We start from the raw sequence: 21,059 nt of genomic DNA, 5'->3' as shown, positions 1-21,059 counted from the left end.
GTCTGACAACTCGAACGCAATCAGTAGCCGTCCGCTGCTCGATTCCGCGACCGAACAGAACCTAACTTCTATTATCTCGCCGGAGCCAAGACAAGGTATGCCACAACTCAGCGCAGACGCCATCGAACAGCTCCGGGCTCAGTTCGACCGACAACTCGAGGTCGGACTGCACCACGGCGCACAGCTGGCGGTGTACGTCGACGGCGACCTCGTCGTCGACTTCGCCGGCGGCTCTACGGGCCCCGACGGCGACGAAACGACGCCCGAGACACGCCATCTGCTGTTCTCCTGTACGAAGCCGTTCGCCGGCGTCGGCCTGCACCAACTTGTCGAACAGGGTGCACTCGACTACGACGACCGGGTCGTCGAACACTGGCCGGAGTTTGCCGACGACGGCACGCAGAAAGCAGCCATCACAGTGCGGCAGGTACTCAGCCACACCGCCGGCCTCCCCTTCGGTGAGTTCGACGACCAGCCCGAGCGATGGGGCGACTGGGACGCCGTCGTCGCGGCGATGGAGGACATCGAACCTGTGTTCGAGCCCGGAACGACGCCAGCGTATCACGTCATCAACTACGGCTGGCTGGTCGGCGAACTCATCCGCCGCTGTAGCGGCCAGCCGGTCGAGGAGTACGTCGCGGAGCACGTGTTCGAGCCGCTGGGGATGGACCACACCGGTATCGGTCTGCGGGATGACGAGTCCGACGACGTGGCGACTCTGGCCGGCTACGAAGCGTTCGAGCGGTGTCACGACGTCGAAGAAGGGCTCGAGGACCCTGCCGCATACGCCGGAGCGTTCAATCAGGAAGCGATGCGCCGGGCAGTGATCCCCGCGGCTAACGGCATCGGTACGGCACGGGACATGGCCCGGTTCTACGCCTGTCTCGCCAACGGCGGGTCACTGGACGGGACGCAACTGCTGACCGAAGCGACCGTCGACGAAGCGACCACGACTCACGCCGAAACCGAGTCCGACGGCACGCTGTCGCGCCCGGCCCGCTACGGCCTTGGCGTCTGGACCGGCGGGCTCGCCGCCGACATGTTTGGGGCCGCCAGCAAAGAGCGGATGTTCGGCCACGCCGGCCTCGGGAGTTCCTTCGGATGGGGCGACCCTGAACTGAACGTCGGGTTCGCGCTCGTCACGAACGGTATCCGCGACGAGTCCTTCGAACACGCCGCTCGCGTCGGCCAGCTTTCCGACGCCGTCCGGCTGTTGTTGCAGGACTGAACGCGGCACCCTCTGACACCTGTCGCTACCGGGATTTCCTGCCCTTCTGGAACGAGATTCGCACACCCAGCCACGGTAGCGACGGGTGACCCCGGTTTTTGTATGGCCCGCGGTTAACCCTCTGATATGAACTTCCCCGACCGAGGCGACGTGGACGCCCTCATTGACCCACAACCGCTGCCGGACTTCGCTCGTGTCCAGTACGAGCCAGAGACAGCCGCCGTTGACGACCCGTCTGCCGCGGCGCGGACCGAACTCGACCGCCTCGACTTTGACGGGCTGGAAGCGGGTGCGACTGTTGCCGTTGCCGTCGGCAGCCGTGGCATCCACCGTATCGACGACATCGTCGAGACTGTCGTTGCGGATATCCGTGATCGGGGCTTCGAGCCGGTCGTCGTCCCGGCGATGGGGAGCCACGGCGGGGCAACGCCCGAGGGCCAGCGCGAAGTGCTGGAGAGCCTGGGCATCACGGAGTCGCGCCTTGATGCCCCCATCGACGCCCGGATGGACACTGCACAGGTCGACACCGTTACTGTCGGTGACACCGAGTTTCCGGTCCACGTCTCGACGGCGGCGCAGGAAGCGGATGCCGTGGTCGTCGTGAACCGGGTGAAGCCCCACACCAACTACAGCGGCCGCATCGAGAGCGGCCTGACGAAGATGACCGTCGTCGGGCTGTGCAAGCAACACGGCGCGAAGGCGTTCCACTCGACAGCCATCAAGGAGGGGTACGTGGAGACGCTGGAAGCTGCACTCCCGGTTGTTGAGTCGGCACTGCCGCTGGTCGGCGGCGTGGCGCTGGTCGAGAACTTCCACGAGGAGACGGCCCACGTCGAGGCGATTCCAGCGGGCTCGTTCACCGACCGTGAGCCAGCGCTGCTGGAACAGGCCTACGACGAGATGGCGACGCTCCCGGTCGACGACATCGACCTGCTCGTCGTCGACGAGCTCGGCAAGGACGTCTCCGGCGCGGGAATGGACACGAACGTCATCGGCCGCTACCGCGTCCTCAACGCGCCGGACCCCGACGAGCCGTCGATCAAGCTGCTGTACGCCCGCGGGCTCACCGAGGCGACGAAGGGCAACGGCAACGGCATCGGGCTGGCCGACATCACCCGACAGGCTGCCCTCGACCAGCTGGACCTGCAGAAGACGTACGCGAATGCACTCACCAGCGGGTCGACGGCGAAGGCGAAGCTCCCCCTCGTTGCGCCGGACGACGAGTTTGCTATCCGGACGGCGCTGTCCGCGCTCGGCGGCTACGATCCTGACACTGTCCGCATCGTCTGGATACAGACCACACAGGACCTCTCGACGCTCCACGTCTCCGAGCCGCTTGTCGATGAGTTGCCAGCCGCCGCCGAAGTCACCGATCTCGAGTCGCTTGCGTTTAGCGACGGGACAGCGTCGTTTACCCGGGAGTGACCCATCGGTATCGGCGGCCCCGTCATGCCGCTGAAACAATTTCTAACAACTGTACATCCGTTTCTCTGACCGGCTGTGTCGCTGTGCTCCGCTGTGGCTCAGACCGGACTGCAATCCGTACCAGTGTGAGAGCTAAAGCAGGGATGGATACTGAATTTCCACGCCGATACTGTGTCATAACAAACTTTTATATACTATGTGTGTGTGCACATAGAACCTATATCTCAGTAAAAGCCGTCTTCTGAATACATTGGCGAGCGTTAAGATGCTAAAACTCAAAATAAAATTTCAAATCCCGAGAAAAGAGATGTATCTCCTATTGGTGTAAGCCTGGAAGTAGATACCCAGTCTGAAAACACGGTCGTCTCCGGCCGGCAGCCGGCGATATCATCGGAGTCCGCCCGCGACAGCGCAAGCAGTGCATCCGGTGTTTAGCTTATCGCTGCCGTTGTGCTCCAGCCGGCTTCCGGCAGGGAACGAACGTCCAGATTCCGCGTCCAGCCATCGCGATGTCCACCCCTGTTGCCGAGAGCGCTCAGCGAGTTCTCGCGTTGCCGCGAGATTATGATGTCGTCGTCTCCGGCACGCGCTCGGCGACGACTTCGATAGGATGGGGCGGAATCTCGTCGACGCCGTCGCGGTCACCCAGCTGCGAGCGGCAGGAGCCGCCCGGAGCAACGACACGGTCGCGATCGCTTTCTTCGACCTTGTCGAACAGCAGCCGCCCAATCGTTTTCGAGAGGTCGTAGTGCTCGTCGTGGTAGCCGAAGCTTCCGGCCATGCCACAGCACGTCGAGTCCAGCGGGTCAACCTCGTAGCCGACGCGGCGCATGACGCCGACGGCGTGGTGGTCCTTGTTGGTCCCCTTCTGGTTACAGTGGCCGTGGTAGCTGACCGCGCCGGCAGCTCCCAGTGAGCGGTCCTCGACCGGCAGCGCGTCGTCGAGTCGGAACGTGTCGAGGTATTCCAGCACGCCGTAGGCGCTGTCGGCCACCTGCGACACTGCCGACCCGTCGAGTAAGTCCAGATATTCGTCCTGGAACATCACGGCGTCGGAGGGCTCGACGAAGACGATGTCCCACCCCTCTGTGACGCGGTCCGCCAGCCGGTCCGTGTTCGTCTCGGCTCGGTCGCGGGCCACGTCCAGCATTCCGGTGGAGTACGCCGCTCGCCCGGACGGCGCGGTGTTGTCCGGAATGGTGACGTGGACGCCTGCGGCTTCCAGCGTTTCGACGGCGGCCTTGCCGGCCGTCGGGTACGAGTAGTTCGTGTACGTATCGGGGAACAGCAGGACTTTGCGGTCGGCTTCGGCCCGCGAGACAGTCGAGCCACCGCGTGCATCGAACCAGTCTTGGAGTGTCTCCCGGCTGAAGGTGGGGAGTTCGCGCTCCGGCGCGATGCCGAACAGTTTCTGCATAACGGCCCGCGCGCCCGGAATGTCTGTCGCCCAGTTCGAGACCGGTGCCAGCGCCGACCCGAGCTTCGAGGCAGTGTCGATGTTAGCAAACAGGCGTTCCCGGAGGCTGGCCCCCTCCGCTTCGTGGTGCTGGTGTTTCAGCTCGGTCTTGAGTTTCGCCATATCGACGCCGGTCGGGCAGTCGCTCTTGCAGCCCTTGCAGCCGACACAGAGGTCGAGCACTTCCTCCTGGAAGCGGTCGGAGTGAATCTCGTCTTCGTCTAGGTCGCCACTAATAGCCGACCGGAGGAGGTTCGCGCGGCCCCGCGTCGTCTGGACCTCCTCCTCCGAGGCGCGGTATGTCGGACACATCACGTCTCCGTCGGTCTGGCGGCAGGTCCCACAGCCGTTACACAGTTCGACGAGCTCCGAGAAGCCGCCTTCGTCCTCGAAGTCTAGCGTCGTCTGTGGCTCCAGAGACTGGTAGTCGGGCCCGTACCGGAGGTTCTCGCGCATGTCCGCACCGACCCCTCGGTCGGCATCAGGGCCGATATCCGCCGGCCCGTCGCGGTAGACGACGTTGCCCGGGTGCATCCACCACTGCGGATCGAAGGCCGTCTTGACCTGTTTGAACGCATCCCAGAGCGTCTCGCCGTACATCTTGGGCGTGAACTCCGTTCGGGCCATCCCGTCGCCGTGCTCACCGGAGAACGACCCATTGTGTTCGAGCACGAGGTCGGTCACGTCGTCGGTGATGGAGTGCATGTCTTCGATACCGGATTCCTCCTTCAGGTTGAGAATCGGGCGGATGTGGAGTGTTCCGGAGCCGGCGTGGGCGAAGTACGCGGCCGAGGTGTCGTGGTCGGCCAGCACCTCCTCGAACTTCTCGACGTACTCGGCCAGTTCGGCGGGCGGGACCGTCGCGTCCTCGATGAACGGGTACGGTTTGGGGTCGCCGTCCATGGACATCAGGAGCGGAATCGCGGCTTTGCGGAGCTTCCAGAGGTCAGCCTGGTCGGCGTCGGTGTAGGCTTCCACCACGTCAAAGGCCGCTCCGTTATCGAGGAACCGTTCGTTGGTCCGCGCGATGGCCGCCTCGAAGTCATCGTGCAATTCCGAGTCGTATTCGAGCATCAACGCCGCGGCCGCTCGGTCCGGAATCGGGTCGACGTACTCGGCGTAGCCGTCGGAGCCGGCTGCGAGCCTGAACATCTCGTCGTCCATCAACTCGACCGCGCTGACATCGTAGTCAAGCGCGACCGGGACAGCCCGCATCGCATCGGGAAGCGTGTCAAAGCAGTACAGCGCCAGCGCGGTCTCCTCGGGGACGGTCACCAGCGAAAGTTCGGCTTCGACAATGACCCCGAGGGTCCCCTCGCTCCCGACAAACAGCTTCGCGAGGTTCAGCACGCGCTCGCCGTCGTCGTTTTCGTAGATAACGCGGTCGAGGTTGTAGCCAGACACCCGGCGCTTGAGGTCAGGATAGCGGTCCTCGATTTCGTTGGCGTTCTCCTCGACGACTTCGCGGACCGTCTGATAGATGTCGGCCTCGCGGTCGTCCTTGCTCACGATGTCGTCCCACTCCGGTGAGTCGATAACGACCTCCCGGGCGTGGATGAGCGAGCCGTCAGAGAGGACAGCTTTCACTGCATCGGTGTAGGCATCGGTGATGCCGTACCTGACGGAGTGTGCGCCGGTAGAGTTGTTTCCGATGCCGCCGCCGACCGAGGCGCGGTTCGACGACGCCGGGTCCGGCGCGAACTTGAGACCGTAGTTGGCCAGCGTGTCGTCTAAGTCGTCCTGCACCACACCGGGCTGGATGTGCGCCGTCTGCTCGTCCGGCCGAATATCGAGGATATCGTCCATGTGCCGGGACATGTCCAGAACGACACAGCCCGGGCCGACGGTCTGCCCGGCGAGCGACGACCCGGTCCCGCGGGGCAGTATCGGAACGCCGTGGCTCGTCGCAACCTCGACAGCCGCCCGCACGTCGTCGATATCCGTCGGATACACGACCCCTGCCGGTTCGGCACGGTAGATGCTCCCGTCCGTTGCGTACAGAATCCGGGCGTATTCGTCGAACTCAACCCCACCTGTGACGCGTGCACGGAGCGCTTCCGCTAGATCCCGATACGCGTCGACATCCGGTCGATTCAGGTCCAGTTCCTGTGCTGACCAGGTGTCCTCGATATTTTCGATCGCCATACGAGCATTCAGGAGTAATAATCATTAAAGTCTGTGGCATGCGGTCACAATTCGCTTTACGTAGCCCGCCAGCTATTTGACGCAGGGCACTGGAAGCGATGTATGGGCAATGCAAGCATCCTTCATATGTGCCTGAACGTGGCCGACGCCACAGCATCGATCGCGTTCTACGAGCAGTTCGGCTTCGAGGAGTCCTGGCAGTTCACCACGCCCGACGGCGAGACGACGAACTACTACGTGGCCGACGACAGCGGCGTCGAACTGCAACTGGCAGAAACGGACGGGGAGACGAGCTTCGAGATGGGGTCCGGCTGGGACCATCTCGCTCTCGGCGTGGACGACGTCGACGCAACGGTCGACCGCATCGATCATCACGGCGTCGTCAAAGAGCCCGGCCCACAGCCGGAGGCCGGCGCGTACACGGCCTTCGTCGCGGACCCTGACGGCCATCACGTCGAACTCATCGAACCGCTGGAAGACTGAATCGCGCCCACGGCGTTTCGAGTGACGAAACGGTACGTATCCGTCAGTTCCCGACGGCCGTGGCGCGTTCGACGATGTCAGCGCCGTACATCTCCGCCAGTTCCTCGTGCTGGTCCGGCCGGTGCTCGTACACGTCCTGGAACAGCGTAATTGGCGTCTGGGCGGCCTGATAGGTCGCTTCGTCCCACATCCGGTCCTTGCTGATGTCGACTTCGACGCCGTTGATGACCAGCGTGGCGGCCTGAGTCATCGCGATGGCTCCCTTGCCGGCCTCCTTCGCGGCCTCGAACTCCTCCATCGAGTCGACGATGTCGGTCATGCTGGGGATGTACGCGGTGCGGTCGAGCAGTTCCTCGGTGAGTTCGTCCTCGTCCAGTTCCAGCCGGTCACCGCCCGCCTGCAGAACATAGCCGCCGTCGCTGACCTCCTCAAGCGAGAGGTCGTCGCCGTCGTACACCTGCTTGCCGTCCTGTGCCTCGAGCTCGACCTCCTGACCGCCGGCTTCGAGGAGCCAGCTCCCAGTCTTCGGCGGGAGCGGAGCAGTGTTCGCCTCCACGACTTGCCCCGGCGTCAGCGACCAGATGCCAGTCATCCCCTTCGCGCGGTTGTCCCTCATCCGCTCGCGGTACCCCTCGACGTCGCGGATATCGTCGTAGGGGCCGTCGACGGCGATGAGGCCGGCAGCGCTGGCACCGCGGGAGGTGTTGTGGCGCAGTTCCGGCCACGGCGGGAGTTCGCCGGTAGGCGTCATCGCGCGCATGTCCTTCGTGTAGTCGACCTCGCCGTCGACCAGCAGGAACATGCGTTCGAGGTTGTTCGAGGGCTTGCCCATCTCATCGCGGAGGTCGCCCATCGCCAGTTCGGCCTCGCCGCTCTCGACGATGACCGACATGGAGAGGCTACCCTCTTCCAGCCCGTGTTCGTGCTCGATGATGGTGAAGAACTCGTCGGCCTTCTTCCAGTCGTCGATGTCGCCGACTTCCGGGATGACGAAGCCGTCGATGTGTTCGACTGCGCCGTTCTCAGGGTCCGTGATCTCCAGCATCTGCTGGAAGCCTTGGTAGCGGGTCGCCGGGGACTCGCGGTGCCAGACGACGCGCGGGTGGATCTCACCGGGGAACTCAGCGCCCTGGTTGGCGACGACGTCGATGATGTTCTCGACACCCTCGGCGCGCATATTCGGTGCCGTCGCGTCCTCGTTATCCGGGACCCAGACATCCGGGGCCTGCAGGCCGCGGAGCTGGCCGGCGCTTCGCAGCATCTTCGCGGAATCCTCCTCACCGTCCACCGCTGTCGGCGAGGTAAAGAACGTTCTGACGAACTCGCGGTCGTAGTGTCGCGTCACACTCATAACTCATCTCAAAAAACCCAACGGAGCCGCTTAAATCTACCGTCCACCATCGACCGAATCATCAACGAGAGTGGTCGCTCCACCGTCTCTCAGCAGATTCGAAAATACGAAATACCTATGCTATGTTACCTTTCATTACTTCTCCGTTCGGACGACACAACGGTCAACGGCGTACACTGGTCTGTTGGTATCTCGTGGTCGTTCGGTCGCCACATTAGGGAGTCCCCGGCGACTTCAACCGGTGGTTTCGCGCCAATGACCCGATTTTCTGTTTCGTCTTTTCGAATACCTGTGCCGGTCGAAAAGCTCGATGACGCACACTTTGCCGTACGTGTCGCCCCGGAAGATACCGCAGAGCGGTTGTCACAGTCGATACGGCAATTTTATTCGAGCGGCGGCAGAACTGATGACTAATGACACGGGCAAAAACGGACTCGGTCCGGGCGACGCAGACTTCGCTGGCGGTACTCTCGGGTATCAAAGACCTCGGTGGGAGTGCGACGCTGGTCGAACTCGCTGACTCGCTGGAGCCGGCCAAGAGCACGATATACAAACACCTGGTGACGCTGGAAGACGAAGGACTTGTCGTCGAACGGGACGGCGAGTACCGAATCGGGCTCCGGTGGCTGGAGTTCGGCGGCATGGCACAGCGCTATGACGGTATCTACGAAGTCGCAAAGCCCGAGGTCAGACGGATGGCCGTCGAGACTGGCGAACTGGCGAACCTGATGATCGAAGAGCAGGGCTACGGCATCTACATCCACACGACCAGCGGCGACCAGGCAGTCGCGCTCGATACGCGCCTCGGGAAGCGCATCCACCTCCATAAGACCGCCATCGGCAAAGCGCTCCTGTCGAGTTTCGATGACGAGCGGGTCGCAGAAATCATCGAAACTCGCGGGCTGCCGGCCGAGACGGACAACACTATCACAGACCGCGAGACGCTGTTCGCGGAACTGGAGACGATCCGAGAACGCGGCGTCGCCGACGACACCGAGGAGCGGGTTGACGGCACCGGGTGTGTCGGGGTTCCTATCGATACCGGCGACCGCCGCGAGGCCGCCATCAGCATCACCGCGCCCATCAACCGGTTGCAATCGCCGGGCCGCAAGGCACAACTCATCGACACGGTACAACAGGCTGCTAACGTCATTGAGGTCAATCTGGCCCACGAGTAACCACTCTGTCTATCGTCAGGTCAACCGAGTTCCATTGCCGACACCTGGCCGATACCGGTCGAATCTAATACTCGTACAGCTGTTATTCGACAGCCGAGTACCCGTCCCGTGGTGGACAGGTCGGACTGCATCAGAGAAGGACACTCCGCTCCAGATGTCTCCATACAACCCCAGATTCTGACTATTATAATCCTGAGTAGTGTCTTGCAGCCTATTTTGTGGAGAGAAATTTACTAGATAAGAACAAATAGCTAAAAATAGACTTTTATAGGTGTAATATGGATACAGAAATAGAGTCAGACTGTAAATTGGCTATAAAACTCGAGTAAAGATTTTGAGCGCTGAAATGAGATGCATATCTGCCAGATCTATCTATCTATCAACACGCATCGGTGTCATTTGTCGCTACCCAGAGTCCTAAACAGAGTTGCTGGAAGACCACCGGCTGGTGTTGTGACTGGACTGTTCTTGTGAGGAGCGAACGATTATGGGTACCACAGACTCACGGCGAGGATACCGAAGTACGTTGTGAGCCCCCAGCACGCCGCAGCGACGACGATTGGTCCCAGAAGGACTGCGAACCCGCCAGCAATACCCAGAAGCGCGACAGCCGAAGCCGTCCGCACGCCGCGGCGCTCCCACAGCGACGCCACAGGTGTGTCGAGCACAAACAGCGCTTCGACACCTAGTGCGCCGATTACCCCGACAGCGACGGCGGATTCGGCCCAGAGCGTGTCGAGTGCGCCGGCCCGGCGCAGATACGCGACGAGCACCAGTCCACAGAGCAGCGTAAACCCGGCATCGCGTCGGTAGTCGGGCACAAAGGTGGTACACGCCGTAGTCAGAAAGCGGTGCTGCCGGCGGCGGGACGCTCGCGGCTACCCCAAGTACAAAGACACTGTCAATCGCAGTGAACCTATGCACCATCCTGGACCGCCGCGGTTCGTGGCGACGGGTGACGAGGTCGAACTCGCGCCCCGCGACCCGGACCCGTCGGCGACCTACACGTGGCGACTGACGCAGGCACCAAAGGAATCAACGGTATCGCTCGGCGACGACCCGGTCGAGCACCTCGTCCCCGACGCGCCGGGCAGATACGTCATCCGACTCACTGCACCCGACGGCGAACACGACCTCACCGTGCGCGCGTTTCCGGGGAGACTCCAGCCGAGTGGCACACACACGTCCGGCCGCTCTGGCGGTCACAGCGGCGTCTCCAGCGGTCGAAGTGGCTCAGGTCACAGCGGGAGCGGCGAGTACACCTCGGCAAGGGACAGCGGCGACGAAGACGGTGGCGGCGGGCAGCCCCGCCTGACGTTGCGACCGGAGATCGAGGGCGACGAAGCCGTCGTTCGAGCGGACTGCAGCCCCCACCCGGAGGGAACCGAGACGGCCGGCGACCTCACCGTCGAGTTCCTGCTGGATGACCGTGACGACATCGACGCCGACGCGGTGACCCGCGATGGAACGGCCCTCCGGATTCCGCTGGACGCGCTCCCGGACCGCGCTCGCATCCACGCCGTTGCCATCGGAGACCACGGCTACAGCGTGCCCGACGCCGTCGAGTTTAGCCGCAACGGGGGCGGCATCGAGACCGTGACGAGCGGCGACGGGGTCGCTGCCAGTCGACCGTACGACGCGCCGGCCTGGGCTGAGGACGCTGTCATCTACGAGATCTACGTCCGCACGTTCGCCGGCGAGAGCGACGCCTCGCCCTTCGACGCGATCATCGACCGGCTGGACTACCTCGACTCGCTCGGCGTCGACGCCATCTGGCTCACGCCGGTGTTACAGAACGACCACGCGCCCCACGGTTACAACATCACTGACTTCTTCGAAATCGCGTCGGATCTGGGCACCCGCGCGGATTACGAGCGGTTCATTGAGGCGGCCCACGACCGCGGGTTCAAGGTCCTGTTCGACCTCGTGTGTAACCACTCGGCGCGGACCCACCCCTACTTCGAGTCCGCCGTGGAAGGACCGGACGCCGACTACCGGGAGTGGTACGAGTGGCGAAGTGACACCGAACCGGAGACGTACTTCGAGTGGGAACACATCGCGAACTTCAATTTCGACCACCTGCCGGTCCGCCGACACCTGCTCGATGCGGTCGCCCAGTGGGCCGAACTGGTCGACGGGTTCCGCTGTGATATGGCCTGGGCCGTCCCGAACGGCTTCTGGCGTGAGATCCACGATTACTGCAAGGACCGCGACAGCGAGTTCTTGCTACTGGACGAGACCATCCCGTACATCCCCGACTTTCAGGCCGGGCTGTTTGACATGCACTTCGACTCGACGACCTACGCCGCGCTCCGGCAGGTCGGGGACGGCGGCGATGCTGAAGCCGTCCTCAGTGCCATCGAGGGGCGGGCGGAGATCGGCTTCCCGGAGCACGCGTCGTTCATGCTGTACGCGGAGAACCACGACGAGACGCGGTACATCGTCGACTACGGGCGGGACGCCGCCGAGGCCGCTGCGGGCGCGCTGTTCACGCTCCCTGGCGCACCGTTGCTATACGCCGGCCAGGAGTTCGGCCAGCGGGGCCGGCGCGACGACCTCGCGTGGGACCACGCCGACGAGACGCTCCAGTCGTTCGTCAGCGACCTTTCGGCAACCAGACACGACCAGCCGGCGTTGTCGGCGGATGCGGACCTCGTCCGAATCCCGTACGAGGTCCGGGACGGCCCGTCCGACCGTGTCGTCGCGTACGCACGGGCGACTGACGAGGACGCGGCCGTCGTAGTACTCAACTTCGGCAGCGAGCCGACGACGGTCAGGCTCCCGGCCGGGACTGACGATACCGACCTCGTCTCCGGGGAGCACCGTGGGGCTGCTGGTGACGGAGGCGCGACCGTGACCGTCGATAGTGTGAGCGTGTTTCCGGCTGACGAGAGTGACCTGAGCCAGTAGTCCGCGCTGGTGGGTCCGTTCAGCAGTAACAGCTTCGCTCTTCGGCGATATGCAGCCACGCCCTTCGAAGTATCACTAATTTGTCCGAACCACAGGAGTTTATAGAGATTGGTCTGCTTTGATGTGTATGCGGCTTTCGACAGCGCTCAACGAATACAAACGGACTCGTCATGAGCGCTTTCCAGAGGAGCGCAGGACTGTTTCAGGCTCTTTCTCCGGGCACGGTGACCGACTCGTACACGTCGGCGAAGACGGCACGCTGAAGGACTACTCCGATTCGCTCTCCGGGCTTTCCGGTATCGACCGCTCCCGACTCGGGGTTATGCTTGGGGACGAAACACGGTGGTTCAGTGACCTGGAGACGATCAGACAGCACTACTACCGCGAGACGCGGCTCGTCGAGACCGAATACGACGCAGGGTCGTTCACGGTCCACCAGTACGACCTGACGCTGGGGCGGGCACACGTCACACACGTCGCGATGCGCGGGGCTGTGCCTCAGAACGCCAAACTCGTAGCGTTCGTCACACTGGCCCCCGACAGTAGCGACAGCGGCGTCGGCTCGCTGATTCACGAGGACGCCGGACCCGACAACTCGCGGGTGCTTGAAGTGTACCACCGGCGAGAACACGATTACCTCGCCTCGTCGACCGGGCTGGACGCCGTCGCCGGACAGCGACCGGAACGCCTCGCCGAGATACTCGAGGACAGCCCGATCGAGTTCCCGCGGTCGGAGCCGGTCGAGCGACGCGACCAGACCCGACTCACCGGCGACTTCCTCGTGACTGCGCCGCTTGACCGGTCCGGGCGCAGCAAGGACACGACGCTCGTCAGTCAGCTCTCGAACCACGACGAGGTCGACCGGGAGACGGCACTGCTCGACCTCGCTGACTGCGTGACGGAGCATACGACGTCTGACGACCTCCGGCAGGCTGGACGGGAGCGAACGCGCATCGACGTGGCCGAATCCATGCCACGCTCGGACTTGATACGGATGGACCTGCGGGTGCTCGACTTGCTGTCCTCGCCGACCGGCGGCCGCATCGCTGCCCCGGAGTTCGACCCGTTCTACTCGAACTCCGGCGGCTACGGGTACGTCTGGTTCCGCGATGACGCCTCGGTCTCTCGGCATCTGCTCGAAGCCGGCGACCGACTTGATATCGATACCGTAGAGATGTTGACCGAGAGCGCGGCGTTCCTCTGTGACAGCCAGCTTTCCGACGGGCGGTGGCCCCACCGCGTCTGGGCCGACACCGGGGCTATCGCGCCGGGCTGGGCCAACGCCAGAGTCGAGCACAACGCCGAATCGCCGGAGTATCAGGCCGACCAGACTGCGACCGTCACCGCCTTCCTCGCGACACTGTTGCGAACACACCGCAGCAAGATGGACGCCGAACTGACGGCGATGGTTCGGGAAACTATCCAGACAGCCGTCGATACGCTCATCGAAGACATCGCGGCCAACGACCTGCCCGAGCCGTGTCAGAACGTCTGGGAGGACTCAATTGGACAGTTCACGCACACTACTGCGACGTTCATCGAGGCCTTCGCTGCGGTGGGCCGTGCCCCGATGCCCGAATCGGTCTGTGAGCAGAGTCTGGCGGCAGCCGACCGGCTGCTAGACGGGCTGGATACGCTCTGGGACAGTGATCTGGGCGTGTATGTGATGGGGCTGACAAACGGAACGCCGGACCACCGCATCGACGCTGCAGGGCTCCACCTCGCGGACGCGCTCCAGGAGTACGACAGCGTCGAGCGGACGGCGCTCTCTGACCAGCACCTCACACGTCTGGCCGACCATGTGAGCACGACGCTCGACACGCTCTTCCGGAACCCCACCGAGAGCCGGGTCGCGGGACTGGCCCGCTACGAGGGCGACCGCTGGCGGACCGGCCATCAGGACAGCGAGAAGGTCTGGACCGTCACGACGGCGATGGGAGCACTCGCCGCCGCTCGCGTCGGCGACATGCTGAACGACCGCGACGAGCGCGGCGACGCCTACCTCGACCGTGCGAGCGACCTGTACGAGCTGCTCGAGGAGGACGGACCGCTCACGACCGACGCCGGCTACCTCGCCGAACAGGCCTTCGACGACGGCGCTCTCGACAGCGCGACGCCGCTTGGCTGGTCCCACGCGCTGCGGCTCCACGCGACGGCCCGGCTGGGTGAGCTAAACGCGCTCCCGACGACGTCTGCCGGAACCGAGGGGCCGAGCGAGCGTCCGACGTGGACGACCGGAGAGAAGTATGGCATCGGCACCGTCGCCGACCACGACGAGCAGGACCCCTCGCGCGTCTGGTTCACGCTCACCGAGGGCGCGCTGACGGAGGCCCGCTATCCGCAAGTCGACATGATGAATCTGCGGACGCTGGATTTCCTGGTCCGGTGTACGGACGAGACGGATTATGCCGTCCGGACCCACCGCGAGAACCGACGGACCGACGACAGTGTCAGGCGACGTGTCGAGCCGGTCGACGACGAGGCGCTGCTCTACCGCCACGTTTTCACCGAGACCGGCGACGGCCAGGGTCACGAGTGGACGCTCACCGTCGACTACGCGACTGACCCCGAACACGACGCCATCGTCGCCGATGTGTCGTTCAGCTCAGCGGACGACAAATCCTACGACGTGTTCTCCGTCGCCGACATCGCGCTCACCAGCACGATTACCGAGGACCGCGCTATCAGATACGGCCAGCCCGGGAGCTACCACCTCGTCGGTCGGAACCCCCGCGCCTACACCGACCAGACCGACAACGACCTGCTCGTCGACGAGAACGGCGACGCCTACTCTATTGCCGTGGCGATGGCCGCGGCCGGGCGCTTCGACTGGGCCACCGTTGGTGCGGCCGGTAGCGACCGCCTCGATGGGCTGTACTCCGACGGCGACCTCCCGGACCCGGTCGAATCCATCGACGGGACGAACCTCGTCCTCATCGGTCGGCTGGATTCGGGAACCAGAGTCAGGGACACGGTCGCGCTCGGCTTCGCGCGACAGGCTGACACCGCCGCCGCGCTGGGCGAAGCCGACGGTGCGCTTGACCGCGGCTACGAGACGGTCAGTGCCGAGTACGCTGACAGCTGGGGCGACTTCCTTTCGGACAAACAGCTCCCGGACTCGGTTGCTGACGACGAAGCGCTGGCGAACCAGTACAGAACAGCGCTGATGACACTTCTAGCTGTGGAGGACAAGACCTACCACGGGGCGTCTATTGCCTCGCCGTCCGTGCCGTGGGGCGAAGCCGTCCACGCCGAGGAGCCAAAAGGCTACGGCTACAACTTCGTCTGGTCACGTGACCTGTATCAGGTGTTTAGCGTGTTCGACGCCATCGGGTCGCTGGACATCGCAGCGGACCAACTGGAGTACATCTACGAGTACCAGCAGGACGACGCCGGCTTCATCCCGCAGAACACCTACGTCAACGGGACGACCCGCTGGGGCGGCGAGCAGATGGACAACATCTCGTTCCCGCAGGTGATGGCCTATCGCCTCGCCGAGAGCGGCGTCGACTTCGAGGATGTCGAGTACAGCTACGAGAACGTCCGGCGGTCGGCCGAGTACGTCGTCCGCCACGGCCCCGAGACCGCACAGGAGCGCTGGGAAGAGGAGGCCGGCTTCTCGCCGTCCTCGATTGCGGCCGAAATCGCGGGGCTCGCGTGTGCGGCGAAGCTCGCACTCGATACCGGCCACGAGGCCGACGCGCTTGTCTGGCTGTCGCTGGCCGACCAGTGGGCGAACAACGTCGAGGCCTGGACCGCGACCGAGACCGGGACCGAGCGCCACACCAACACGCCCTACTACGCGCGGGTCACGCTCGATGGGAACCCCGAGATGGGGCACCTCCGGACACTCGCCAACGACGGCCCGACGCTGGACGAACGCAACATCATCGACGGCGGCTTCCTCGAACTTGTCCGGCTGGGCATCAAGCCCGACGACGACGAAACTATCCGGAACTCGCTCGTCGAAGTCGACGACACGATCAGCGTCGACACGGAGTACGCACCCGGGTTCTACCGGTACAACGGCGACGGCTACGGCGAACGCGGCCGGGACGACCAGGGCGCGCCGTGGACGGTCGAACACAAAGGGAAGGGCCGCCTCTGGCCGCTGCTCACCGGCGAGCGCGCCGAGTACGAACTCCACCGTGACGACCCGGACATCCCGCCGGAGAACGCCCTCCAGATGATGCAGGACGTGGCGAACTCGGGACGGATGATCGCCGAACAGATCTGGGACCGGGGCCACGCGACCGAGTACGACTGGGAGTTCGCCGAAGGGACCGGCTCGGCGACGCCGCTGGCGTGGTCGATGGCCCAGTACGTGCGGCTGGCCCACGGCATCAGCGCCGGTGAACCGGTCGAAACGCCCGCGTTCGTCGACGACCGCTACCGCAAGCGGCGGGCCCACACGCCCGACCGCAGCCCCGCGCTCCGCGTCGACACGCAGTTCCGCGGGAACGAACTGGTCGTCTCCGGCGAGACGACCGGCGTCTGTGTCGTTGTCAAGACGCCTGCCGACATCACGTACATCCCCGTCGATGACCGTGAATTCGAAGTCGCCGTCGACGTCGACCCCGGTGAGAATCAGGTAATCGTTGCCGCCGCGGACGACGAAGATCTCGTCACTGCCGGGACAACTGTCTGGCAGCTCAACCTCTAGAGCCGCCGACAATTAGTTACCACTTTATAATTCGGGTCTGACTGTGGGATATGGACGCAATAGTTCTAGCTGGCGGCTACGCGACACGGCTGTGGCCTATCACTCGGCGTCGGCCAAAGATGCTCCTCCCGGTCGGCGAAACGACCGTCATCGACGGCGTTCTCCAGTCACTGGAAGACGACGACCGGATCGGGACGACGTACCTCAGCACGAACGAGGCCTTCGCCGACGAGTTTGAGGCCCACATCGACGAGATGGGCTATGAAAAAGTCCAACTCTCCGTCGAGAGTACGGCTGACGAAGACGAGAAGTTCGGCGTCGTCGGCGCGCTCGCGCAACTGATCGACCGCGAAGGTATCGACGACGACCTGTTCGTCATCGGCGGCGACAACCTCATCGGCTTCGACCCCTCGGAGTTCCTCGACTTCTTCGAGGAGCACGACGGGCCGGCACTCGCTGCCTACGACGTGGGCTCGCGGGAGAAAGCCAAGTCCTACGGGCTAGTCGAACTCGACGGCGAGCGCGTCGTTGACTTTCAGGAGAAGCCCGATAACCCCAAGAGCACGCTCGTCTCGATTGCCTGCTACGCCTTCCCGGCCGACTCGCTCCGCTTCGAGGAGTACCTCTCGGGCGACAACAACCCCGACGAACCGGGCTGGTACATCGACTGGCTACAACAGCAGGAACCGGTGTCTGCATTCACCTTCGACGATGTCTGGTTCGACATCGGGACGCCCGATTCGTATTTCGAGACCGTCGAGTGGAAACTCGACGGCGGGTCGCTCATCCACCCCGACGCGACTGTCGAGAACTCTGCTATCGGTGACACCGTCCACGTGATGGCCGGGGCGGAAGTGACCGACAGCAGCCTCGACCGGGCCATCATCTTCCCGGACGCCGAGGTCCACGACTGCGATCTCGACGAAACGATTCTCGGCGAGGACGTCCACGTCGAGGGGTACAATATGTCGGGGTCGCTCATCATCAACCGCTGATGGTTCGTGACCGTGGACCCACCGCTCGAATGCAGGGCTCGCCACCAGCCACCGCACTGCTGGCGAAGGACTAAGTGACACAGCGCCGTCTACTCGCCGTACGAAAGTTATCTGACAACATGTCACAATCAAAAACGGAGCCAGTCACGTTCGAGATGACAATCGACGACGGCCGGACCAGAATCGATGTTTCAGGCGACCGCGACACGGCCGTCGTGGTCCGCTCGAAATCGGGCGAGAAAATATACCTGCCACCGGAGGATTTCGACCGCCCGCCGGAAGACAGACAGACGCCGTACGACAGCCCCTACCAGTCGGCTGACGGGACCGCTGACAGTCCCTATCGGACGCAAACGGATACGACGTCCGTGACAGGGCTGGAGCCGACCGCTGACGGCTATCTGATCGTCCACCCGGAGCCGGTCACGGACGTTCGCTTTCTCCGGTGAACGCACGGCCGCAGGTCAGGCTTCGTCCAGAACCTCGTGGTAGAACTCGACGTGTTCGTCAGCGACTTCGCCCCAGGTTCGGACGTCGTACTCGATCGGCGTCGACAGCGATAGCGCGTGCTCGATTCCCTCGGCGATGGAGTCCGAATCGGGTTCGACTTCGATGACGCAGTCCTCGTTGAGGAGTTCCGCCGCCCCGCTCTCGCAGGCGACGACGCGCGTCCCGACCGACAGCGCTTCGACGATGGTGATGCCGAACGGTTCCGCAAGCGACGGCGAGACGAACAGGTCGGCGCTGTTGTAGTAGTCCCCAAGTTCCGACTGAGGGAGATACCCCGGGAAGTAGACCCGGTCCTCGACGCCCAGTAGCTCCGCGAACCGTTCGAGCTGTTCGGTGAGGTGGCCTGAGCCGCCGAGTACAAGGCTCACGTCGTCCTGACCGAGCTTCGAGAGCGCGTACAGCAGGTACGACAGCCCCTTCTGGTCGGTGTGTCGACCGACGAAAAACAGCATTTTCCCGTCGATACCGAGCTCCGCTTTGATATCCCGACCCGTCGGCTCCACCGACGAGAACCCGTTGTAGATGACCGTCGAGTCGGCGTCGTACTGCTCGCGAATCCGCCGCTGTGTGAACTTGCTCACCGCGACGACGTGGTCCGAGCGGTTGGCGACCCGCTGCTCTGTTTCGACCTCACGCTGTGGTGGCGTCACGTTGCGGTCCGCCGATAGCGAGTGGAAGGTCGAAATCCACTCCACATCGTGGGACGATTTGGCCCGCGAGCCGGGGTTGTAGCCGAACCAGTCGTTCGTGTGGATGATGTCGGCGTCGGCCGCTTTGTCGGCGAACTCCCCAGCTAGCCGGCCAATACGGGTGATGATGTCACCGCTGCCCGTCGAGACGCCGTGGATGCCGTCGCGGTCCGGCGGCGCGTACTCCGCGGGCAACACCAGTTCGAACTCGATGTCGTCTCTCGGTTCGAGCTGTTCGAACAGCTCCCCGATAGCGGTATCAAGCCCGCCGGTGATGTTGGGTGGGAACCCCCAGCCAAGCATCAGAACGTTCGGTGGCATCTCTGTAACTGACTCTCTCGTCATAGCATCAAATGGATACAATATATATGTTTGCGTACCCCCGCCGCCGCGTCCTGACACGGATACGACGGCGCTCACTGCTCACGGGTCGTTCCTCCCCGCTCGCTTTGCCGAGGGCCGCTCACTTCGTCCGCGCCCCTCGCCCAGAAAAACCCCGCCCATTGAAATGCCTGTCAGGGCAACAGGTGCGTATGCAATTCGAACGGCAGAGTGGCGTGTTTCTCCACCTGACGTCGCTTCCGGGGCCACACGGCATCGGTGACCTCGGTGCTGGCGCGCGGGCGTTCGTCGATTTCCTCGACCGGGCTGACCAGTCGCTGTGGCAGTTCTGTCCGCTCGGTCCGACGGCGAGCATCCACGGGAACTCCCCGTATCAGTCCTCGTCCGCCTTCGCGGGGAACCCCTTGCTCATCGACCTGCGGGACCTCACCGACCGCGGCTATCTCACGGAGGCCGACACTGAACCGCCCGACGACTTCTCAGGACAGCAGGTCAACTACGACCGCGTAACCGAGTTCAAGGAAGCCCGGCTCCGGGACGCGTACGCCGCCTTCGAGGAGAGCGCAAGCGACGCGGACCAGCAGTCGTTTACCGAGTTCTGTGAGCGCGAGGCCGGCTGGCTCGACGACTACGCACTGTTCACGGCACTGAAAGCCGAGTTCGACGATGCCGGCTGGATGGACTGGCCGGACGATATCAGAACGCGCGAGCCAGCGGCCATGGAGCGATATCAGGACGACCTGGCCGACAACATTCGCTATCACAAGTTCGTCCAGTGGTGTTTCGACAGCCAGTGGCAGGCGCTGGCCGACTACGCGGCCGAGCGAGACATCGGCCTCGTGGGCGACCTGCCGATCTACGTCGGTCTCGACTCGGCGGATGTCTGGGCATATCCCGAGGTGTTCCGACTCGACGACGACCACCACCCTGCAGAGGTGGCCGGCGTGCCGCCCAACCCCGGCGACGACGGCCAGCGGTGGGGGAATCCCGTCTACGACTGGGACGCTCTCCGTGCGAACGACTACGGCTGGTGGGTCGACCGATTCGAGCGGCTGTTTGACCTCGTCGACATCGCCCGCATCGACCACTTCAAAGGCTTCGACGAGTTCTGGTCGATTCCGGCCGAAGCGGACGACCCGGCCGCCGGACAGTGGCGGGACGGCCCCGGCGCGCATTTCTTCGAGACGGTCAGAGACAGGCTCGGCGAACTCCCGTTTTTCGTCGAGGACCTGGGCTTTCTCGACGAGAGTATCGTCGCGCTCCGAGACGAGTTCGGCTTCCCCGGGATGCGCGTGCCGCAGTACGCCGACTGGTGCGAAGAGGGGCACATGTATCAACCGATGCACTACCCGGAGTCCGCCGTCGGCTACACGTCGACCCACGACACGGACACCATCGTCGGCTACTACCGCGACCTTGCGGACCGACAACGGGACTGTCTCCACTACAATCTCGGCACTGACGGAGATGAAATCAACTGGGACCTCATCGAGGCGGTGTGGAACTCGAACGCAATCGTTGCCATGACCACTATGCAGGACCTGCTCGGCCTCGGTAGTGACACCCGGTTCAACGTTCCCGGCACGGCGACCGGGAACTGGCAGTGGCGGGTGACCGATACGGCGCTTGATGCCGATATTGCCGAGCGACTTCGGCGCGTCACCGACAGAACAATCCGCTGAGT

13 protein-coding genes are annotated in these 21,059 nt (G+C 63.7%); 9 read left to right on the top strand and 4 right to left on the bottom strand.

Annotation, left to right across the window (positions count from 1 at the left end; translation table 11 throughout):
• Positions 1–97: 97 nt before the first annotated feature.
• Together G9463_RS01000 and G9463_RS00995 are read left to right on the top strand one after the other, a co-directional pair.
• Positions 98–1,228 carry a serine hydrolase gene (locus G9463_RS01000; protein WP_165895729.1) on the top strand — a complete coding sequence of 377 codons (1,131 nt, stop codon included), beginning with the start codon at positions 98–100 and terminating at the stop codon, positions 1,226–1,228.
• Between the two features lie 126 nt (positions 1,229–1,354).
• On the top strand, positions 1,355–2,653 hold the full coding sequence (locus tag G9463_RS00995; protein ID WP_165895728.1) for a DUF362 domain-containing protein: 1,299 nt from the start codon (positions 1,355–1,357) through the stop codon (positions 2,651–2,653).
• Positions 2,654–3,215: 562 nt separating this feature from the next.
• On the opposite strand, the gene G9463_RS00990 is transcribed toward G9463_RS00995, so the two are convergent.
• The gene (locus G9463_RS00990) at positions 3,216–6,254 is read right to left on the bottom strand and encodes an FAD-binding and (Fe-S)-binding domain-containing protein (RefSeq protein WP_165895727.1); all 3,039 of its coding nucleotides are present in this window, start codon (positions 6,252–6,254) and stop codon (positions 3,216–3,218) included.
• A 102-nt stretch (positions 6,255–6,356) separates the two neighbouring features.
• On the opposite strand from G9463_RS00990, the gene G9463_RS00985 reads away from it, so the two are divergent.
• Positions 6,357–6,737, top strand: a complete 381-nt coding sequence (locus tag G9463_RS00985; RefSeq protein ID WP_011223955.1) for a VOC family protein — start codon at positions 6,357–6,359, stop codon at positions 6,735–6,737.
• A gap of 43 nt (positions 6,738–6,780) precedes the next feature.
• On the opposite strand, the gene aceB is transcribed toward G9463_RS00985, so the two are convergent.
• Positions 6,781–8,088 (bottom strand): malate synthase AceB, encoded by a 1,308-nt coding sequence (aceB, locus tag G9463_RS00980; RefSeq protein WP_165895726.1) that lies wholly within the window; start codon positions 8,086–8,088, stop codon positions 6,781–6,783.
• A 413-nt stretch (positions 8,089–8,501) separates the two neighbouring features.
• Here aceB and G9463_RS00975 point away from each other — a divergent pair, with 413 nt between their 5' ends.
• A complete protein-coding gene (locus G9463_RS00975; RefSeq protein WP_004958206.1) occupies positions 8,502–9,266 on the top strand; it encodes an IclR family transcriptional regulator in 765 nt (254 codons plus the stop codon).
• 485 nt (positions 9,267–9,751) lie between these two features.
• On the opposite strand, the gene G9463_RS00970 is transcribed toward G9463_RS00975, so the two are convergent.
• On the bottom strand, positions 9,752–10,087 hold the full coding sequence (locus G9463_RS00970; RefSeq protein ID WP_165895725.1) for a hypothetical protein: 336 nt from the start codon (positions 10,085–10,087) through the stop codon (positions 9,752–9,754).
• A 97-nt stretch (positions 10,088–10,184) separates the two neighbouring features.
• Here G9463_RS00970 and malA point away from each other — a divergent pair, with 97 nt between their 5' ends.
• The 4 genes from malA to G9463_RS00950 all read left to right on the top strand — a co-directional run bounded on the left by malA (position 10,185) and on the right by G9463_RS00950 (position 18,283).
• On the top strand, positions 10,185–12,176 hold the full coding sequence (gene malA / locus G9463_RS00965) for an alpha-amylase MalA (protein WP_165895724.1): 1,992 nt from the start codon (positions 10,185–10,187) through the stop codon (positions 12,174–12,176).
• A 127-nt stretch (positions 12,177–12,303) separates the two neighbouring features.
• Positions 12,304–16,839: a glycoside hydrolase family 15 protein gene (locus G9463_RS00960; RefSeq protein ID WP_165895723.1), complete on the top strand. Its 4,536-nt coding sequence runs from the start codon at positions 12,304–12,306 to the stop codon at positions 16,837–16,839.
• Between the two features lie 50 nt (positions 16,840–16,889).
• A complete protein-coding gene (locus tag G9463_RS00955) occupies positions 16,890–17,834 on the top strand; it encodes a sugar phosphate nucleotidyltransferase (protein WP_004958196.1) in 945 nt (314 codons plus the stop codon).
• Between the two features lie 119 nt (positions 17,835–17,953).
• Positions 17,954–18,283 (top strand): hypothetical protein, encoded by a 330-nt coding sequence (locus G9463_RS00950; protein ID WP_004958193.1) that lies wholly within the window; start codon positions 17,954–17,956, stop codon positions 18,281–18,283.
• Between the two features lie 15 nt (positions 18,284–18,298).
• Here G9463_RS00950 and G9463_RS00945 read toward each other — a convergent pair whose 3' ends face one another.
• Positions 18,299–19,354, bottom strand: coding sequence for a glycosyltransferase family 4 protein (locus G9463_RS00945; protein WP_165895773.1), 1,056 nt, complete (start codon positions 19,352–19,354; stop codon positions 18,299–18,301).
• Positions 19,355–19,566: 212 nt separating this feature from the next.
• Between G9463_RS00945 and malQ the strand changes: the two genes are divergently transcribed.
• Positions 19,567–21,057, top strand: coding sequence for a 4-alpha-glucanotransferase (gene malQ / locus G9463_RS00940; protein ID WP_165895722.1), 1,491 nt, complete (start codon positions 19,567–19,569; stop codon positions 21,055–21,057).
• The last annotated feature ends 2 nt before the right edge of the window (positions 21,058–21,059 follow it).

This window comes from Haloarcula sp. JP-Z28 (genome assembly GCF_011440255.1).
GTDB lineage: Archaea > Halobacteriota > Halobacteria > Halobacteriales > Haloarculaceae > Haloarcula > Haloarcula marismortui.
Note: the sequence above shows the minus strand (reverse complement) of the source record. Positions and strands in the feature narration are given on the sequence as shown.